We start from the raw sequence: 14,683 nt of genomic DNA, 5'->3' as shown, positions 1-14,683 counted from the left end.
TCATTCCTTACCAAACACTACGTTCGGTGATTACGACGATCAGGCAGTCGCCTTGTCGTCCTTCTTAAGACTTGCAGGCGGCCAGTTGTCGAGGCGCATGCCGAGGGACAGACCGCGGGAGGCCAGAACGTCCTTGATTTCAGTCAAGGATTTCTTGCCCAGGTTCGGAGTCTTCAACAGCTCTACTTCGGTACGCTGAATCAGGTCACCGATGTAGTAGATGTTTTCCGCCTTAAGGCAGTTAGCCGAACGTACAGTCAGTTCCAGATCGTCAACCGGGCGAAGCAGGATCGGATCGATCTCGTCTTCCTGCTCGACAACCACTGGCTCACTGTCACCCTTGAGGTCGACGAACGCAGCCAACTGCTGTTGCAGGATGGTTGCAGCGCGGCGAATTGCCTCTTCAGGATCCAGAGTACCGTTGGTTTCCAGATCAATAACCAGCTTGTCCAGGTTAGTACGCTGCTCGACACGGGCGTTTTCCACCACGTATGCGATACGGCGAACCGGGCTGAACGAAGAGTCAAGCTGCAAGCGACCGATGCTGCGGCTTTCGTCTTCATCGCTCTGACGCGAGTCTGCCGGTTCATAACCACGACCACGAGCTACTACGAGCTTCATGTTCAGGGCGCCGTTAGACGCCAGGTTAGCGATTACGTGATCGGGATTAACGATCTCGACATCATGATCCAGCTGAATATCGGCAGCGGTAACCACCCCCGAACCCTTCTTCGACAAGGTCAGCGTAACTTCGTCACGACCGTGCAGCTTGATAGCCAGACCTTTAAGGTTCAACAGGATTTCAATTACGTCTTCCTGTACACCTTCGATGGCGCTGTACTCGTGGAGCACACCGTCAATCTCGGCCTCGACTACTGCACAGCCGGGCATTGAGGACAACAGGATGCGGCGCAGCGCGTTGCCCAGGGTATGGCCAAAGCCACGCTCGAGAGGCTCGAGAGTGATCTTGGCGCGGGTTGGACTGACAACCTGCACATCAATGTGGCGGGGTGTCAGGAACTCATTTACCGAAATCTGCATGGATGCACCTATTTTCTAGCCCTTACTTGGAGTAGAGCTCGACAATCAGGCTTTCGTTGATGTCGGCGGACAGATCACTGCGAGCTGGAACGTTCTTGAAAACGCCCGACTTCTTCTCAGTGTCTACTTCTACCCATTCTACGCGGCCACGTTGGGCACACAGATCGAGAGCTTGGACAATGCGAAGTTGATTTTTTGCTTTCTCGCGAACAGCAACCACGTCACCAGCACGAACCTGGTAGGACGGAACGTTAACGGTCTGACCGTTTACGCTGATCGACTTGTGCGATACCAGCTGACGGGATTCGGCACGAGTCGAACCAAAGCCCATACGGTATACAACGTTGTCCAGACGGCATTCGAGCAGTTGCAGCAGGTTTTCACCGGTTGCACCTTTCTTGCCAGCAGCTTCTTTGTAGTAGCCGCTGAATTGACGCTCGAGAACGCCGTAGATACGACGGACCTTCTGCTTTTCACGCAGTTGGGTGCCGTAGTCGGACTGGCGACCGCGGCGTTGGCCGTGGATACCAGGTGCTGCTTCAATGTTGCACTTCGATTCGATCGCGCGCACGCCGCTCTTCAGGAAGAGATCGGTGCCTTCGCGACGAGCGAGTTTGCATTTTGGACCAATGTAACGAGCCATTCTTTACAATCTCCTGGATTACACGCGGCGCTTCTTCGGCGGACGGCACCCGTTGTGCGGGATTGGCGTCACGTCGGTGATGCTGGCGATCTTGTAGCCACAGCCGTTCAAAGCGCGGACTGCGGATTCACGACCTGGACCTGGACCTTTGACGTTGACGTCGAGGTTTTTCAGGCCGTATTCCAGCGCAGCTTGACCAGCACGTTCAGCAGCTACTTGAGCAGCAAACGGGGTGGACTTGCGGGAACCGCGGAAACCCGAACCACCGGAGGTAGCCCAGGAAAGAGCGTTACCTTGACGGTCGGTGATGGTCACGATGGTGTTGTTAAAAGATGCATGGATGTGGGCGATGCCATCAACCACTGTCTTTTTAACTTTTTTACGAGGACGAGCAGCAGGTTTTGCCATGATTAAATTCCTGTCGATTCGCTGGGGCGATTACTTGCGGATCGGCTTACGCGGACCTTTACGGGTACGCGCGTTGGTCTTGGTACGCTGACCGCGTACTGGAAGACCGCGACGATGACGCAGACCGCGATAGCAACCGAGGTCCATCAAGCGCTTGATTTTCATGTTGATTTCGCGACGCAGGTCACCTTCAGTGGTGAACTTCGCCACTTCGCCACGCAGCTGTTCAATTTGCTCGTCGCTCAGATCTTTGATCTTTGCTGCTGGGTTTACCCCAGTCTCTGCACAAATTTTCTGTGCAGTAGTGCGACCAACACCATAGATGTAGGTCAGCGAGATAACAGTATGCTTGTTATCTGGAATGTTAACGCCTGCAATACGGGCCATTCAGTGGGACTCCAATTGACAGCTACCTACGCCCCGGAAGCCAAGAAATAGGGCGCGAGATAATATCGCTGTAATAACAAATAATCAACCCGGCAGCGCACTAGCTGCCGGGCTTGAAGCACAATCACACTCAGCCTTGGCGCTGTTTGTGACGCGGTTCCGCGCTGCAAATTACTCGAACAACACCTTCGCGGCGAATAATCTTGCAGTTACGGCACAGCTTTTTCACCGATGCACGAACTTTCATCACCAACTCCTCGAACCTTATGGGTCAGCGCAGCATGCCGCTGCCGTAACCCTTCAGGTTGGCTTTCTTCATCAGGGATTCGTACTGGTGCGAAACGAGGTGCGATTGTACTTGGGACATGAAGTCCATCACAACCACGACGACGATCAGCAACGAGGTCCCGCCAAGGTAGAACGGTACGTTGGCTGCAACCACCAGGAACTGGGGCAACAGGCAGACGGCCGTCATGTAAAGAGCACCGAACATGGTCAAGCGAGTCAGAACGCCATCAATGTAGCGCGCAGACTGCTCACCTGGACGGATGCCCGGAATAAAGGCACCGGACTTCTTCAGGTTTTCCGCTACGTCTTTCGGATTGAACATCAACGCCGTATAGAAGAAGCAGAAGAAAATAATCCCTGCACTAAACAGCAGAATATTCAACGGCTGACCAGGAGCGATCGACTGCGAGATGTCCTGCAACCAGCCCATACCTTCAGACTGACCGAACCAGGCACCCAACGAAGCCGGGAACAGCAAAATGCTGCTCGCGAAAATAGCCGGAATAACACCGGCCATGTTCACCTTCAGCGGCAAGTGGCTGGTCTGCGCAGCGAAGACCTTGCGGCCCTGCTGACGCTTGGCGTAGTGAACAGCAATACGACGCTGACCACGCTCAATGAACACCACGAAACCGATAATCGCTACTGCCAGCAAACCGATGGCAACCAGGGCGAAGATGTTGATATCACCCTGACGTGCAGACTCGAAAGACTGCCCGATCGCTCTCGGAAGACCGGCGACGATACCTGCGAAAATCAACATCGAGATACCGTTGCCAACACCACGCTCAGTAATCTGCTCACCCAGCCACATCATGAACATCGCACCAGCCACAAATGTGGATACCGCGACGAAATGGAAGCCAAAGTCACCAGTGAACGCAACACCCTGCCCCGCCAGGCCAACGGACATGCCGATAGCCTGAACCAGGGCGAGGATGACAGTGCCGTAGCGGGTGTACTGGCTGATCTTGCGACGGCCAGCTTCACCTTCCTTCTTCAACTGCTCCAGCTGCGGGCTGACGGCGGTCATCAGTTGCATGATGATCGATGCCGAGATGTACGGCATGATCCCCAGTGCAAAGATGCTCATCCGCTCCAGCGCGCCGCCGGAAAACATGTTGAACAAGCTAAGAATGGTCCCCTCATTCTGTCGAAACAGGTCCGCGAGTCGGTCCGGGTTGATACCTGGAACCGGGATGTGTGCGCCTATTCGGTAGACGATAATCGCCAGGAACAGAAAACGCAGACGAGCCCAGAGTTCAGACATACCGCCTTTGCCGAGCGCAGAGAGAGCACCTTGCTTAGCCATTTATTCCTCGAACTTGCCGCCAGCTGCTTCGATAGCCGCACGCGCACCCTTGGTGGCGCCGATTCCCTTGCCGATAGTGACAGCGCGAGTCACTTCACCGGACAGCATGATTTTCACACGCTGTACGTTGACATTGATCACGTTGGCATCTTTCAGGGACTGCACGGTGACGATGTCGCCTTCCACTTTAGCCAGCTCGGACAAACGCACTTCTGCGCGATCCATGGCTTTCAGGGAAACGAAACCGAACTTCGGCAGGCGACGATGCAGCGGCTGTTGACCGCCTTCAAAGCCTGGAGCAATGGTGCCACCGGAGCGGGAGGTCTGACCTTTGTGACCACGGCCACCAGTCTTACCCAAACCGCTACCGATACCACGGCCCGGACGATGCTTTTCGCGACGGGAACCCGGCGCTGGACTCAGATCATTGAGTTTCATCGATTAACCCTCGACACGCAGCATGTAGTAAGCCTTGTTGATCATCCCGCGATTCTCGGGAGTATCCTGGACTTCTACAGTGTGACCGATGCGACGCAGACCCAGACCCTTAACGCACAGTTTGTGGTTAGGGATGCGGCCGGTCATGCTTTTGATCAGCGTTACTTTTACGGTAGCCATGATCAGAAGATCTCCTTGACGCTTTTGCCACGCTTGGCGGCAATGGATTCAGGAGACTGCATTGCTTTCAAACCCTTGAAAGTGGCGTGAACCACGTTTACAGGGTTAGTCGAGCCGTAGCACTTGGCCAGAACGTTCTGAACGCCAGCAACTTCGAGGACAGCACGCATAGCGCCGCCAGCGATGATACCGGTACCTTCAGAAGCAGGCTGCATGTACACCTTCGAAGCGCCGTGAGCGGACTTCATTGCGTACTGCAGGGTGGTGCCGTTCAGATCAACCTGGATCATGTTGCGGCGAGCAGCTTCCATTGCCTTCTGGATCGCAGCAGGCACTTCACGCGACTTGCCACGGCCGAAGCCAACACGGCCCTTACCATCACCAACCACGGTCAACGCGGTGAAAGTGAAGATACGGCCGCCTTTAACGGTTTTGGCTACGCGGTTAACTTGAACCAGCTTCTCGATGTAGCCTTCGTCGCGCTTTTGGTCGTTATTTGACATAACTTAGAACTCCAGCCCAGCTTCACGAGCAGCATCAGCCAGCGCTTTAACGCGGCCGTGGTACTTGAAGCCAGAGCGGTCGAAAGCCACTTGCGAGACGCCAGCGGCCTTAGCACGCGTAGCGACCAGCTGGCCAACCTTAGTGGCCGCGTCGATGTTGCCGGTGGCACCATCACGCAGTTCTTTATCCAAAGTCGAGGCGCTTGCCAGGACTTTGTTGCCGTCGGCCGAAATGACCTGGGCGTAGATGTGCTGCGAAGAGCGGAACACGCAGAGACGCACGACTTCGAGTTCGTGCATTTTCAGGCGTGCTTTGCGAGCGCGACGCAGTCGAGTAACTTTTTTGTCGGTCATTTGCTATGCCCTACTTCTTCTTGGCTTCTTTACGACGGACGACTTCGTCCGCGTAGCGCACACCTTTGCCTTTGTACGGCTCTGGTGGACGGAAGTCGCGGATCTCGGCGGCCACTTGACCTACCAGCTGCTTGTCGATGCCCTTGATCAGGATATCGGTCTGGCTAGGAGTCTCAGCGGTGATGCCTTCCGGCAGTTCGTAATCCACTGGGTGCGAGAAGCCAAGAGCCAGGTTCAGCACTGTGCCTTTTGCTTGCGCTTTGTAACCAACACCGACCAGCTGGAGCTTGCGCTCGAAGCCTTGGCTTACGCCCTGGACCATGTTGTTTACCAACGCACGAGTGGTACCAGCCATCGCGCGAGTCTGTTGATCGCCATTGCGAGCAGCGAAACGCAGCTCACCAGCTTCTTCAACGATCTCAACGGACGAGTGGATGTTCAGTTCGAGAGTGCCCTTGGCACCCTTCACCGAAAGCTGTTGGCCTGCGAATTTTACTTCGACACCGGCTGGCAGCTTAACGGGGTTCTTAGCGACGCGAGACATGCTTATCCCCCCTTAGAACACAGTGCAAAGAACTTCGCCGCCGACACCGGCAGCGCGCGCAGCACGATCAGTCATCACACCCTTGTTGGTGGAGACGATAGACACACCGAGACCGCCACGAACTTTTGGCAGATCATCGACGGACTTGTACTGACGCAGGCCTGGACGGCTAACGCGCTTCACTTCTTCGATAACCGGACGGCCTTCGAAGTACTTCAGCTCGATGGACAGCAGTGGTTTGATTTCGCTGCTGATCTGATAACCCGCAATGTAACCTTCGTCCTTCAGGACTTTGGCAACAGCTACCTTCAACGTGGAAGATGGCATGCTTACGACGGACTTTTCAGCCATCTGGGCATTACGGATACGAGTTAGCATGTCCGCTAACGGGTCCTGCATACTCATGGGCTAGACGCTCCTAATACAAAAAAATTAGCCTTGCGGCTATTACGTGTCGCCGAGAATCTCCGAGCATGAAAAACACGGGCTCAGGCGAGCCGGGTATTCTAGACACACCCCGGAAATGAATCAAGCCCCAAAAGGGGCTTGATCCAGATTCAAGGCCACCGGTGGTCAGGATCTTGCGATCCTGGACACCGAGACTTTGACAGTACTTACCAGCTGGCTTTAACCAGACCCGGTACGTCACCACGCATGGCAGCTTCACGCAGCTTGTTACGGCCGAGGCCGAACTTGCGGTAAACGCCGTGTGGACGACCGGTCAGGCGGCAGCGGTTACGCATGCGCGAAGCGCTTGCGTCACGTGGCTGCTTCTGCAGGGCTACTGTAGCTTCCCAACGCGCTTCTGGACTTGCGTTCAGATCAACGATGATAGCTTTCAGTGCTGCACGCTTCTTGGCGTACTTGGCAACCGTGAGCTGACGCTTCAGCTCGCGGTTTTTCATGCTCATCTTGGCCATGGTCCTACTCCAATCAGTTGCGGAACGGGAATTTGAACGCACGCAGCAGAGCGCGGCCTTCATCATCGTTCTTGGCAGTGGTGGTCAGGGTGATGTCCAGACCGCGGAGAGCATCGATCTTGTCGTAGTCGATTTCCGGGAAGATGATCTGCTCTTTCACGCCCATGCTGTAGTTGCCACGACCATCGAAGGACTTGGCATTCAGGCCGCGGAAGTCGCGAACCCGAGGCAGGGAGATCGACAGCAGACGATCCAGGAACTCGTACATACGCTCACGGCGCAGGGTCACTTTGACGCCGATCGGCCAACCTTCACGGACTTTAAAGCCAGCGATGGATTTGCGAGCGTAGGTCACAACGACTTTCTGGCCGGTGATCTTTTCCAGGTCAGCAACAGCGTGCTCGATGACTTTTTTGTCGCCGATCGCTTCGCCCAGACCCATGTTCAGGGTGATTTTGGTAACGCGCGGAACTTCCATCACGTTCGAAAGCTTAAGTTCTTCCTTAAGTTTCGGAGCAATTTCCTTCCGGTAAATCTCTTTTAGTCGTGCCATGGTCTCATCTACCTAGCAGTGTTCAAGCATCAACCGCTTTTTGGGTCGACTTGAAGACACGAATTTTCTTGCCGTCTTCTACTTTGAAACCAACGCGGTCAGCCTTGTTGGTTTCGCCGTTGAAAATGGCGACGTTAGAAGCATCCAGTGGAGCTTCTTTTTCGACGATACCGCCCTGCACGCCCGACATCGGGTTAGGCTTGGTATGACGCTTGACCAGGTTCAGACCACCAATAACCAAACGGTTGTTAGCGAGAACCTTAAGCACCTTACCGCGCTTACCTTTGTCTTTGCCGGCGATCACGATGATCTCGTCGTCACGACGAATCTTTTGCATGTCGGATCTCCTTACAGCACTTCTGGGGCGAGCGAGACGATCTTCATGAACTTCTCAGTACGAAGTTCACGGGTCACTGGCCCAAAGATACGGGTGCCGATCGGCTCTTGCTTGTTGTTCAACAGAACAGCAGCGTTGCCATCAAAGCGGATAATGGAGCCATCAGCACGACGTACGCCGTGACGAGTGCGGACTACAACAGCAGTCATCACTTGGCCTTTTTTCACTTTACCGCGAGGAATTGCTTCCTTGACGGTAACCTTGATGATGTCACCGATACCAGCGTAACGACGATGGGAGCCACCCAGCACCTTGATGCACATAACGCGGCGAGCGCCGCTGTTATCGGCCACATCGAGCATGGATTGAGTCTGAATCATATAATTTCTCCGACCCCTAGTCCTTAGACTTCCACAGCGCGTTCGAGAACATCAACCAGCGCCCAAGACTTGGTCTTGGCCAAAGGACGAGTTTCACGAATAGTGACTTTGTCGCCGATGTGGCACTGATTGGTTTCGTCGTGCGCGTGCAGCTTAGTCGAACGCTTAACGTATTTACCGTAGATCGGGTGCTTAACGCGACGCTCGATCAGAACGGTGATGGTTTTGTCCATCTTGTCGCTGACAACACGGCCAGTCAGCGTACGGACAGTTTTTTCGGCTTCAGCCATGATTACTTACCTGCCTGCTGGTTGAGCACAGTCTTCACGCGAGCGATGTCACGCTTAACTTGCGAGAGCAGATGAGACTGCCCCAACTGGCCAGTTGCTTTCTGCATACGCAGATTGAACTGGTCGCGCAGCAGGCCGAGCAGTTGCTCGTTCAGCTGCTGTGCGGATTTTTCACGAAGTTCATTCGCTTTCATCACATCACCGTCCGTTTAACAAAGGAGGTGGCGAGCGGCAGCTTTGCAGCAGCCAGGGCGAAAGCCTCACGCGCCAGCTCTTCAGAAACACCCTCGATTTCATACAGGACTTTGCCTGGCTGAATCTGGGCAACCCAGTATTCCACGTTACCCTTACCTTTACCCATCCGAACCTCGAGAGGCTTTTTGGAGATCGGCTTGTCCGGGAATACACGGATCCAGATCTTGCCGCCACGTTTTACGTGACGGGTCAGAGCACGACGCGCTGACTCGATCTGACGAGCGGTGAGACGACCACGAGCAACAGACTTCAGCGCGAACTCGCCGAAGCTGACTTTGCTACCGCGCAATGCCAGGCCACGGTTGTGACCAGTCATCTGCTTGCGGAACTTCGTACGCTTTGGTTGCAACATTTGGCGTACCCCTTACTTAGCAGCTTTTTTACGAGGCGCTGGTGCTTGTGGTTTCAGTTCTTCTTGGCGACCACCAATTACTTCGCCTTTGAAGATCCAAACCTTTACACCGATCACACCGTAAGTGGTGTGAGCTTCGTAGTTGGCATAGTCGATGTCGGCACGCAGGGTGTGCAATGGCACACGACCTTCGCGATACCATTCAGTACGTGCGATTTCAGCACCGCCGAGACGACCGCTCACTTGGATTTTGATGCCTTTGGCACCAATGCGCATGGCGTTCTGTACTGCGCGCTTCATAGCGCGACGGAACATTACGCGACGCTCCAGCTGCTGAGCTACGCTCTGCGCAACCAGCATACCGTCGAGCTCCGGCTTGCGGATCTCTTCGATATTGATGTGCACAGGCACACCCATTTGCTTGGTCAGGTCCTGACGCAGTTTCTCAACATCTTCACCTTTCTTCCCGATAACGATACCTGGACGAGCGGTGTGGATGGTGATGCGTGCAGTTTGGGCCGGACGATGGATATCGATACGGCTTACGGACGCGCTTTTTAGTTTGTCTTGGAGGTACTCACGCACATTCAGATCTGCGAGCAAATAGTCCGCATAAGTCCGACCGTCTGCGTACCAGACGGAGGTGTGCTCCTTGACGATTCCCAGGCGAATGCCAATGGGATGTACTTTCTGACCCATCTCTTCGACTCCGTTACTTGTCAGCAACCTTGACAGTGATATGGCAAGACCGCTTGACGATGCGATCAGCACGGCCTTTGGCACGTGGCATGATGCGCTTCAGCGAACGCCCTTCGTTGACGAAAACAGTGCTGACCTTCAGGTCATCAACGTCTGCGCCTTCGTTATGCTCGGCGTTGGCTACGGCCGACTCCAGCACTTTCTTCATGATCTCGGCGGCTTTCTTACTGCTGAAAGCCAACAGGTTGAGCGCTTCGCCCACCTTCTTCCCGCGGATCTGGTCGGCGACCAAGCGGGCTTTCTGGGCGGAGATTCGAGCGCCCGACAACTTAGCGGCTACTTCCATTTCCTAACCCCTTAACGCTTGGCTTTCTTGTCTGCCACGTGCCCGCGATAAGTGCGGGTACCGGCGAACTCGCCCAGTTTGTGGCCGACCATGTCTTCGTTCACGAGAACTGGGACGTGCTGACGACCGTTGTGTACTGCGATGGTCAGACCGACCATTTGTGGCAGGATCATCGAACGACGCGACCAGGTTTTCACCGGTTTGCGATCGTTCTTTTCCGCCGCCACTTCGATCTTCTTCAGTAGGTGAAGATCGATAAAAGGACCTTTTTTCAGAGAACGTGGCACTGTCGTATCCCTCTATTTACTTGCGACGACGGACGATCATTTTGTCGGTACGCTTATTACCACGAGTCTTCGCGCCCTTAGTCGGGAAGCCCCATGGCGATACCGGATGACGACCACCAGAGGTACGACCTTCACCACCACCATGTGGGTGGTCAACCGGGTTCATGGCAACACCACGAACGGTTGGGCGAACGCCACGCCAGCGTTTGGCACCAGCTTTACCCAGCGAACGCAGGCTGTGCTCGGAGTTCGAGACTTCGCCCAGGGTCGCACGGCATTCAGCCAGGACTTTACGCATTTCACCGGAACGCAGACGCAGGGTAACGTACACGCCTTCACGAGCGATCAGCTGAGCCGAAGCACCAGCGGAACGAGCGATCTGTGCGCCTTTACCTGGCTTCAGTTCGATGCCGTGTACGGTAGAACCGACTGGAATGTTGCGCAGTTGCAGAGCGTTACCTGGCTTGATTGGAGCCAGAGCGCCTGCGATCAGCGTGTCGCCAGCACTCACGCCTTTAGGGGCGATGATGTAGCGGCGCTCGCCGTCTGCGTAGCAGAGCAGTGCGATGTGAGCAGTACGGTTTGGATCGTATTCGATACGCTCGACAGTGGCGACGATGCCATCTTTGTCGTTGCGACGGAAATCGACCATACGGTAATGCTGCTTATGACCACCACCGATGTGACGAGTGGTAATACGGCCATTGTTGTTACGACCACCAGTCTTCGATTTCTTCTCGAGCAGCGGTGCGTGAGGAGCGCCTTTATGCAGCTCCTGGTTGACCACCTTGACCACAAAACGGCGGCCAGGGGAAGTCGGTTTGCATTTAACGATTGCCATGATGCACCCCTTCCTTACTCAGCACTGCTGCTGAAATCGAGATCTTGGCCTGGCTGAAGGGAGATAACTGCCTTCTTCCAGTCATTACGCTTGCCCAGACCGCGAGCAGTGCGCTTGCTCTTACCCAGAACATTCAGGGTAGTAACACGCTCTACTTTCACGCTGAACAGGCTTTCGACGGCCTTCTTGATTTCCAGCTTGGTTGCGTCGGTAGCAACCTTGAAAACGAACTGGCCTTTCTTGTCTGCCAGAACCGTAGCCTTCTCGGAAACGTGCGGGCCAAGCAGAACTTTAAATACGCGTTCCTGGTTCATCCCAGCAGCTCCTCGAATTTCTTCACGGCCGACACGGTGATCAACACCTTGTCGTATGCGATCAGACTAACTGGATCGGAACCTTGCACGTCACGTACATCTACGTGTGGCAGGTTACGAGCAGCCAGGTACAGGTTCTGATCAACAGCGTCGGACACGATCAGAACGTCGGTCAGGCTCATGTTGTTCAGTTTGCCCAGCAGGTCTTTGGTTTTCGGCGTTTCAACGGCGAAATCCTGAACCACGACCAGACGATCAGTACGCACCAGCTCAGCAAGGATGGAACGCATTGCTGCGCGGTACATCTTCTTGTTCAGCTTCTGGGAGTGATCCTGAGGACGAGCTGCGAAAGTGGTACCGCCGCCACGCCAGATTGGGCTACGGATAGTACCGGCACGAGCACGGCCAGTACCTTTCTGACGCCATGGGCGCTTACCGCCACCACGAACGTCGGAACGGGTCTTTTGCTGCTTGGAACCCTGACGACCGCCAGCCATGTAGGCTACGACTGCTTGGTGAACCAGCGTCTCGTTGAATTCGCCGCCAAATGTCAGTTCGGAAACTTCGATCGCTTGAGCGTCATTTACATTTAATTGCATGTCAGCTTCCCCTTAACCGCGAGCCTTGGCTGCTGGACGTACAACCAAGTTGCCGCCAGTAGCGCCAGGAACAGCGCCCTTGACCAACAACAGATTGCGTTCAGCGTCCACGCGCACTACTTCGAGGGACTGCACGGTCACGCGCTCAGCGCCCATATGACCGGACATTTTTTTGCCCTTGAATACACGACCAGGAGTCTGGCACTGGCCGATAGAGCCTGGAACGCGGTGGGATACGGAGTTACCGTGGGTGTTATCTTGCCCGCGGAAATTCCAACGCTTGATCGTACCCTGGAAGCCTTTACCCTTGGACTGACCGGTTACATCAACCAGTTGACCAGCGGCGAAGATTTCAGCGTTGATCAGATCGCCGGCCTGGTACTCGCCTTCTTCAAGGCGGAATTCCATTACGGTACGACCAGCGGCAACGTTCGCTTTAGCGAAGTGGCCAGCCTGAGCTGCTGTTACACGCGAAGCACGACGCTCGCCGACAGTGACTTGCACTGCACGATAGCCATCGGTCTCTTCAGTTTTGAACTGGGTGACGCGATTCGGTTCGATCTCAATGACCGTGACCGGAATGGAGACACCTTCTTCGGTGAAAATACGGGTCATACCCGCTTTACGACCGACTACACCAATAGTCATGTTGTAAACCTCATGAGTGTACGGGGCTTTCACCCGCTATGGCCGCCCATTTCAGAGCGTTACACGACTAAGACCGAGTCTTAGCCGAGGCTGATCTGCACTTCCACACCGGCCGCAAGATCAAGCTTCATAAGAGCATCAACGGTTTTATCCGTTGGCTGGACGATGTCCAGAACACGCTTATGAGTACGGATCTCGTACTGGTCACGCGCGTCTTTGTTGACGTGCGGGGAGACCAGAACGGTGAACCGCTCTTTACGGGTAGGCAGTGGAATTGGACCACGCACTTGAGCACCAGTACGTTTCGCGGTTTCCACGATTTCCTGGGTTGATTGGTCGATCAGGCGATGGTCGAAAGCCTTCAACCTGATACGGATTTGCTGATTTTGCATTGGATTTCAGACTCCGGCTGCTATTCCCACCGGGCGCAATACGCCCGTTAAAAGGAGGCGCAATTCTATAGACGCCCCAGATGGGTGTCAACCCAATAAAAAAGCCCCCGCTGAGCGGGGGCCTTTCAAAGCATCGAAGCTATCTCAAAAGAGATGCTTACTCGATGATTTTGGCTACGACGCCAGCGCCGACGGTACGACCGCCTTCACGGATAGCGAAACGCAGGCCGTCTTCCATTGCGATGGTCTTGATCAGGGTAACTTCCATCTGGATGTTGTCACCTGGCATTACCATTTCAACGCCTTCTGGCAGCTGGCAGTTACCAGTCACGTCAGTAGTACGGAAGTAGAACTGTGGACGGTAGCCTTTGAAGAACGGAGTGTGACGACCGCCTTCTTCCTTGCTCAGAACGTAAACTTCTGCGGTGAACTTGGTGTGCGGCTTAACCGAACCTGGCTTAACCAGAACCTGGCCACGCTCAACGTCGTCACGCTTGGTACCACGCAGCAGAACGCCGCAGTTCTCGCCAGCACGACCTTCGTCGAGCAGCTTGCGGAACATTTCAACACCGGTGCAGGTGGTGGTGGTGGTGTCACGCAGACCAACGATTTCCAGTGCATCTTGAACGCGAACGATACCGCGCTCGATACGACCAGTCACAACAGTACCACGACCCGAGATCGAGAATACGTCTTCGATTGGCATCAGGAATGGCTTGTCGATAGCACGCTCTGGTTCTGGGATGTAGCTGTCCAGGGTTTCAACCAGTTTACGAACGGCAGTGGTGCCCATTTCGTTGTCGTCTTTGCCTTCCAGCGCCATACGAGCCGAACCGATGATGATTGGAGTGTCATCGCCCGGGAAGTCGTAGGTGGACAGCAGGTCGCGAACTTCCATCTCGACCAGTTCCAGCAGCTCAGCGTCGTCTACCAGGTCAGCCTTGTTCAGGAAAACCACGATGTACGGAACGCCTACCTGACGGGACAGCAGGATGTGCTCACGGGTTTGTGGCATCGGACCATCAGCGGCCGAGCAAACCAGGATCGCGCCGTCCATCTGGGCAGCACCGGTGATCATGTTCTTCACATAGTCAGCGTGACCTGGGCAGTCAACGTGAGCGTAGTGACGGATCTTCGAGTTGTACTCGACGTGCGCGGTGTTGATGGTGATACCACGAGCTTTTTCTTCTGGCGCGCTGTCGATTTTATCGAAATCAACGATTGCGGAACCGAAAACTTCGGAGCAAACGCGAGTCAGAGCTGCGGTCAGAGTGGTTTTACCGTGGTCAACGTGACCGATGGTGCCAACGTTGACGTGCGGTAGGGAACGATCAAATTTTTCTTTAGCCACGACAATTAACTCCTTGCCTAA

28 protein-coding genes are annotated in these 14,683 nt (G+C 54.8%); all 28 read right to left on the bottom strand.

The features are described from left to right. Window positions 1-39: 39 nt before the first annotated feature. Window positions 40-1,041: a DNA-directed RNA polymerase subunit alpha gene (locus tag AC1RDQ_RS18130; protein ID WP_007970428.1), complete on the bottom strand. Its 1,002-nt coding sequence runs from the start codon at window positions 1,039-1,041 to the stop codon at window positions 40-42. A 22-nt stretch (window positions 1,042-1,063) separates the two neighbouring features. Further along, window positions 1,064-1,684 (bottom strand): 30S ribosomal protein S4, encoded by a 621-nt coding sequence (rpsD, locus tag AC1RDQ_RS18125; protein ID WP_003176404.1) that lies wholly within the window; start codon window positions 1,682-1,684, stop codon window positions 1,064-1,066. An 18-nt stretch (window positions 1,685-1,702) separates the two neighbouring features. Next, the gene (gene rpsK / locus AC1RDQ_RS18120; protein WP_002555466.1) at window positions 1,703-2,092 is read right to left on the bottom strand and encodes a 30S ribosomal protein S11; all 390 of its coding nucleotides are present in this window, start codon (window positions 2,090-2,092) and stop codon (window positions 1,703-1,705) included. A gap of 30 nt (window positions 2,093-2,122) precedes the next feature. After that, the gene (gene rpsM / locus AC1RDQ_RS18115; protein WP_009045849.1) at window positions 2,123-2,479 is read right to left on the bottom strand and encodes a 30S ribosomal protein S13; all 357 of its coding nucleotides are present in this window, start codon (window positions 2,477-2,479) and stop codon (window positions 2,123-2,125) included. 130 nt (window positions 2,480-2,609) lie between these two features. Next, window positions 2,610-2,726: a 50S ribosomal protein L36 gene (gene rpmJ / locus AC1RDQ_RS18110; protein WP_002555468.1), complete on the bottom strand. Its 117-nt coding sequence runs from the start codon at window positions 2,724-2,726 to the stop codon at window positions 2,610-2,612. A 24-nt stretch (window positions 2,727-2,750) separates the two neighbouring features. Beyond that, window positions 2,751-4,079, bottom strand: coding sequence for a preprotein translocase subunit SecY (secY, locus tag AC1RDQ_RS18105; RefSeq protein ID WP_003210064.1), 1,329 nt, complete (start codon window positions 4,077-4,079; stop codon window positions 2,751-2,753). Next, window positions 4,080-4,517 carry a 50S ribosomal protein L15 gene (gene rplO, locus AC1RDQ_RS18100; protein WP_003228720.1) on the bottom strand — a complete coding sequence of 146 codons (438 nt, stop codon included), beginning with the start codon at window positions 4,515-4,517 and terminating at the stop codon, window positions 4,080-4,082. Window positions 4,518-4,520: 3 nt separating this feature from the next. Continuing rightward, a complete protein-coding gene (gene rpmD / locus AC1RDQ_RS18095; RefSeq protein ID WP_003176408.1) occupies window positions 4,521-4,697 on the bottom strand; it encodes a 50S ribosomal protein L30 in 177 nt (58 codons plus the stop codon). A gap of 2 nt (window positions 4,698-4,699) precedes the next feature. Beyond that, window positions 4,700-5,200 (bottom strand): 30S ribosomal protein S5, encoded by a 501-nt coding sequence (gene rpsE / locus AC1RDQ_RS18090; RefSeq protein WP_003186035.1) that lies wholly within the window; start codon window positions 5,198-5,200, stop codon window positions 4,700-4,702. Between the two features lie 3 nt (window positions 5,201-5,203). Then, on the bottom strand, window positions 5,204-5,554 hold the full coding sequence (gene rplR, locus AC1RDQ_RS18085) for a 50S ribosomal protein L18 (RefSeq protein WP_003186037.1): 351 nt from the start codon (window positions 5,552-5,554) through the stop codon (window positions 5,204-5,206). A 10-nt stretch (window positions 5,555-5,564) separates the two neighbouring features. Further along, on the bottom strand, window positions 5,565-6,098 hold the full coding sequence (gene rplF, locus AC1RDQ_RS18080) for a 50S ribosomal protein L6 (RefSeq protein WP_003176412.1): 534 nt from the start codon (window positions 6,096-6,098) through the stop codon (window positions 5,565-5,567). Between the two features lie 12 nt (window positions 6,099-6,110). Continuing rightward, window positions 6,111-6,503: a 30S ribosomal protein S8 gene (gene rpsH / locus AC1RDQ_RS18075; protein WP_003186040.1), complete on the bottom strand. Its 393-nt coding sequence runs from the start codon at window positions 6,501-6,503 to the stop codon at window positions 6,111-6,113. A gap of 209 nt (window positions 6,504-6,712) precedes the next feature. Further along, complete coding sequence (rpsN, locus tag AC1RDQ_RS18070; protein WP_003176414.1) at window positions 6,713-7,018, bottom strand: 30S ribosomal protein S14; 306 nt, start codon at window positions 7,016-7,018, stop codon at window positions 6,713-6,715. 13 nt (window positions 7,019-7,031) lie between these two features. Continuing rightward, window positions 7,032-7,571, bottom strand: coding sequence for a 50S ribosomal protein L5 (rplE, locus tag AC1RDQ_RS18065; protein ID WP_003210069.1), 540 nt, complete (start codon window positions 7,569-7,571; stop codon window positions 7,032-7,034). A 22-nt stretch (window positions 7,572-7,593) separates the two neighbouring features. Then, window positions 7,594-7,908 carry a 50S ribosomal protein L24 gene (gene rplX, locus AC1RDQ_RS18060; protein ID WP_003176416.1) on the bottom strand — a complete coding sequence of 105 codons (315 nt, stop codon included), beginning with the start codon at window positions 7,906-7,908 and terminating at the stop codon, window positions 7,594-7,596. Between the two features lie 11 nt (window positions 7,909-7,919). Next, window positions 7,920-8,288 carry a 50S ribosomal protein L14 gene (gene rplN, locus AC1RDQ_RS18055; protein ID WP_002555479.1) on the bottom strand — a complete coding sequence of 123 codons (369 nt, stop codon included), beginning with the start codon at window positions 8,286-8,288 and terminating at the stop codon, window positions 7,920-7,922. 23 nt (window positions 8,289-8,311) lie between these two features. Next, a complete protein-coding gene (gene rpsQ / locus AC1RDQ_RS18050) occupies window positions 8,312-8,578 on the bottom strand; it encodes a 30S ribosomal protein S17 (RefSeq protein ID WP_003176419.1) in 267 nt (88 codons plus the stop codon). Window positions 8,579-8,580: 2 nt separating this feature from the next. Further along, a complete protein-coding gene (gene rpmC, locus AC1RDQ_RS18045; protein WP_002555481.1) occupies window positions 8,581-8,772 on the bottom strand; it encodes a 50S ribosomal protein L29 in 192 nt (63 codons plus the stop codon). Beyond that, window positions 8,772-9,185, bottom strand: coding sequence for a 50S ribosomal protein L16 (rplP, locus tag AC1RDQ_RS18040; RefSeq protein WP_003228729.1), 414 nt, complete (start codon window positions 9,183-9,185; stop codon window positions 8,772-8,774). Before rplP ends, rpmC begins: the two co-directional genes overlap by 1 nt. A gap of 12 nt (window positions 9,186-9,197) precedes the next feature. Then, on the bottom strand, window positions 9,198-9,884 hold the full coding sequence (rpsC, locus tag AC1RDQ_RS18035; RefSeq protein ID WP_007970424.1) for a 30S ribosomal protein S3: 687 nt from the start codon (window positions 9,882-9,884) through the stop codon (window positions 9,198-9,200). Between the two features lie 13 nt (window positions 9,885-9,897). After that, on the bottom strand, window positions 9,898-10,230 hold the full coding sequence (gene rplV, locus AC1RDQ_RS18030) for a 50S ribosomal protein L22 (protein ID WP_003103908.1): 333 nt from the start codon (window positions 10,228-10,230) through the stop codon (window positions 9,898-9,900). A gap of 11 nt (window positions 10,231-10,241) precedes the next feature. Then, window positions 10,242-10,517: a 30S ribosomal protein S19 gene (gene rpsS, locus AC1RDQ_RS18025; RefSeq protein WP_002555486.1), complete on the bottom strand. Its 276-nt coding sequence runs from the start codon at window positions 10,515-10,517 to the stop codon at window positions 10,242-10,244. A 16-nt stretch (window positions 10,518-10,533) separates the two neighbouring features. Next, window positions 10,534-11,358: a 50S ribosomal protein L2 gene (gene rplB / locus AC1RDQ_RS18020; protein ID WP_008018194.1), complete on the bottom strand. Its 825-nt coding sequence runs from the start codon at window positions 11,356-11,358 to the stop codon at window positions 10,534-10,536. 14 nt (window positions 11,359-11,372) lie between these two features. Further along, window positions 11,373-11,672: a 50S ribosomal protein L23 gene (rplW, locus tag AC1RDQ_RS18015; RefSeq protein ID WP_002555488.1), complete on the bottom strand. Its 300-nt coding sequence runs from the start codon at window positions 11,670-11,672 to the stop codon at window positions 11,373-11,375. Continuing rightward, entirely contained in the window at window positions 11,669-12,271 is a 603-nt protein-coding gene (rplD, locus tag AC1RDQ_RS18010; RefSeq protein ID WP_003228735.1) for a 50S ribosomal protein L4, read from the bottom strand. Before rplD ends, rplW begins: the two co-directional genes overlap by 4 nt. A gap of 12 nt (window positions 12,272-12,283) precedes the next feature. Further along, window positions 12,284-12,919, bottom strand: a complete 636-nt coding sequence (rplC, locus tag AC1RDQ_RS18005; RefSeq protein ID WP_007955641.1) for a 50S ribosomal protein L3 — start codon at window positions 12,917-12,919, stop codon at window positions 12,284-12,286. Between the two features lie 80 nt (window positions 12,920-12,999). Beyond that, complete coding sequence (gene rpsJ / locus AC1RDQ_RS18000) at window positions 13,000-13,311, bottom strand: 30S ribosomal protein S10 (RefSeq protein WP_003186070.1); 312 nt, start codon at window positions 13,309-13,311, stop codon at window positions 13,000-13,002. A 157-nt stretch (window positions 13,312-13,468) separates the two neighbouring features. After that, a complete protein-coding gene (gene tuf, locus AC1RDQ_RS17995; RefSeq protein WP_008053875.1) occupies window positions 13,469-14,662 on the bottom strand; it encodes an elongation factor Tu in 1,194 nt (397 codons plus the stop codon). Window positions 14,663-14,683: the final 21 nt, after the last annotated feature.

The sequence above is a fragment of the Pseudomonas sp. GW823-FHT02E01 genome (assembly GCF_058797535.1).
The sequence above is the reverse complement of the archived record's forward strand: the minus strand, read 5'-3'. Positions and strand labels throughout refer to the sequence as shown.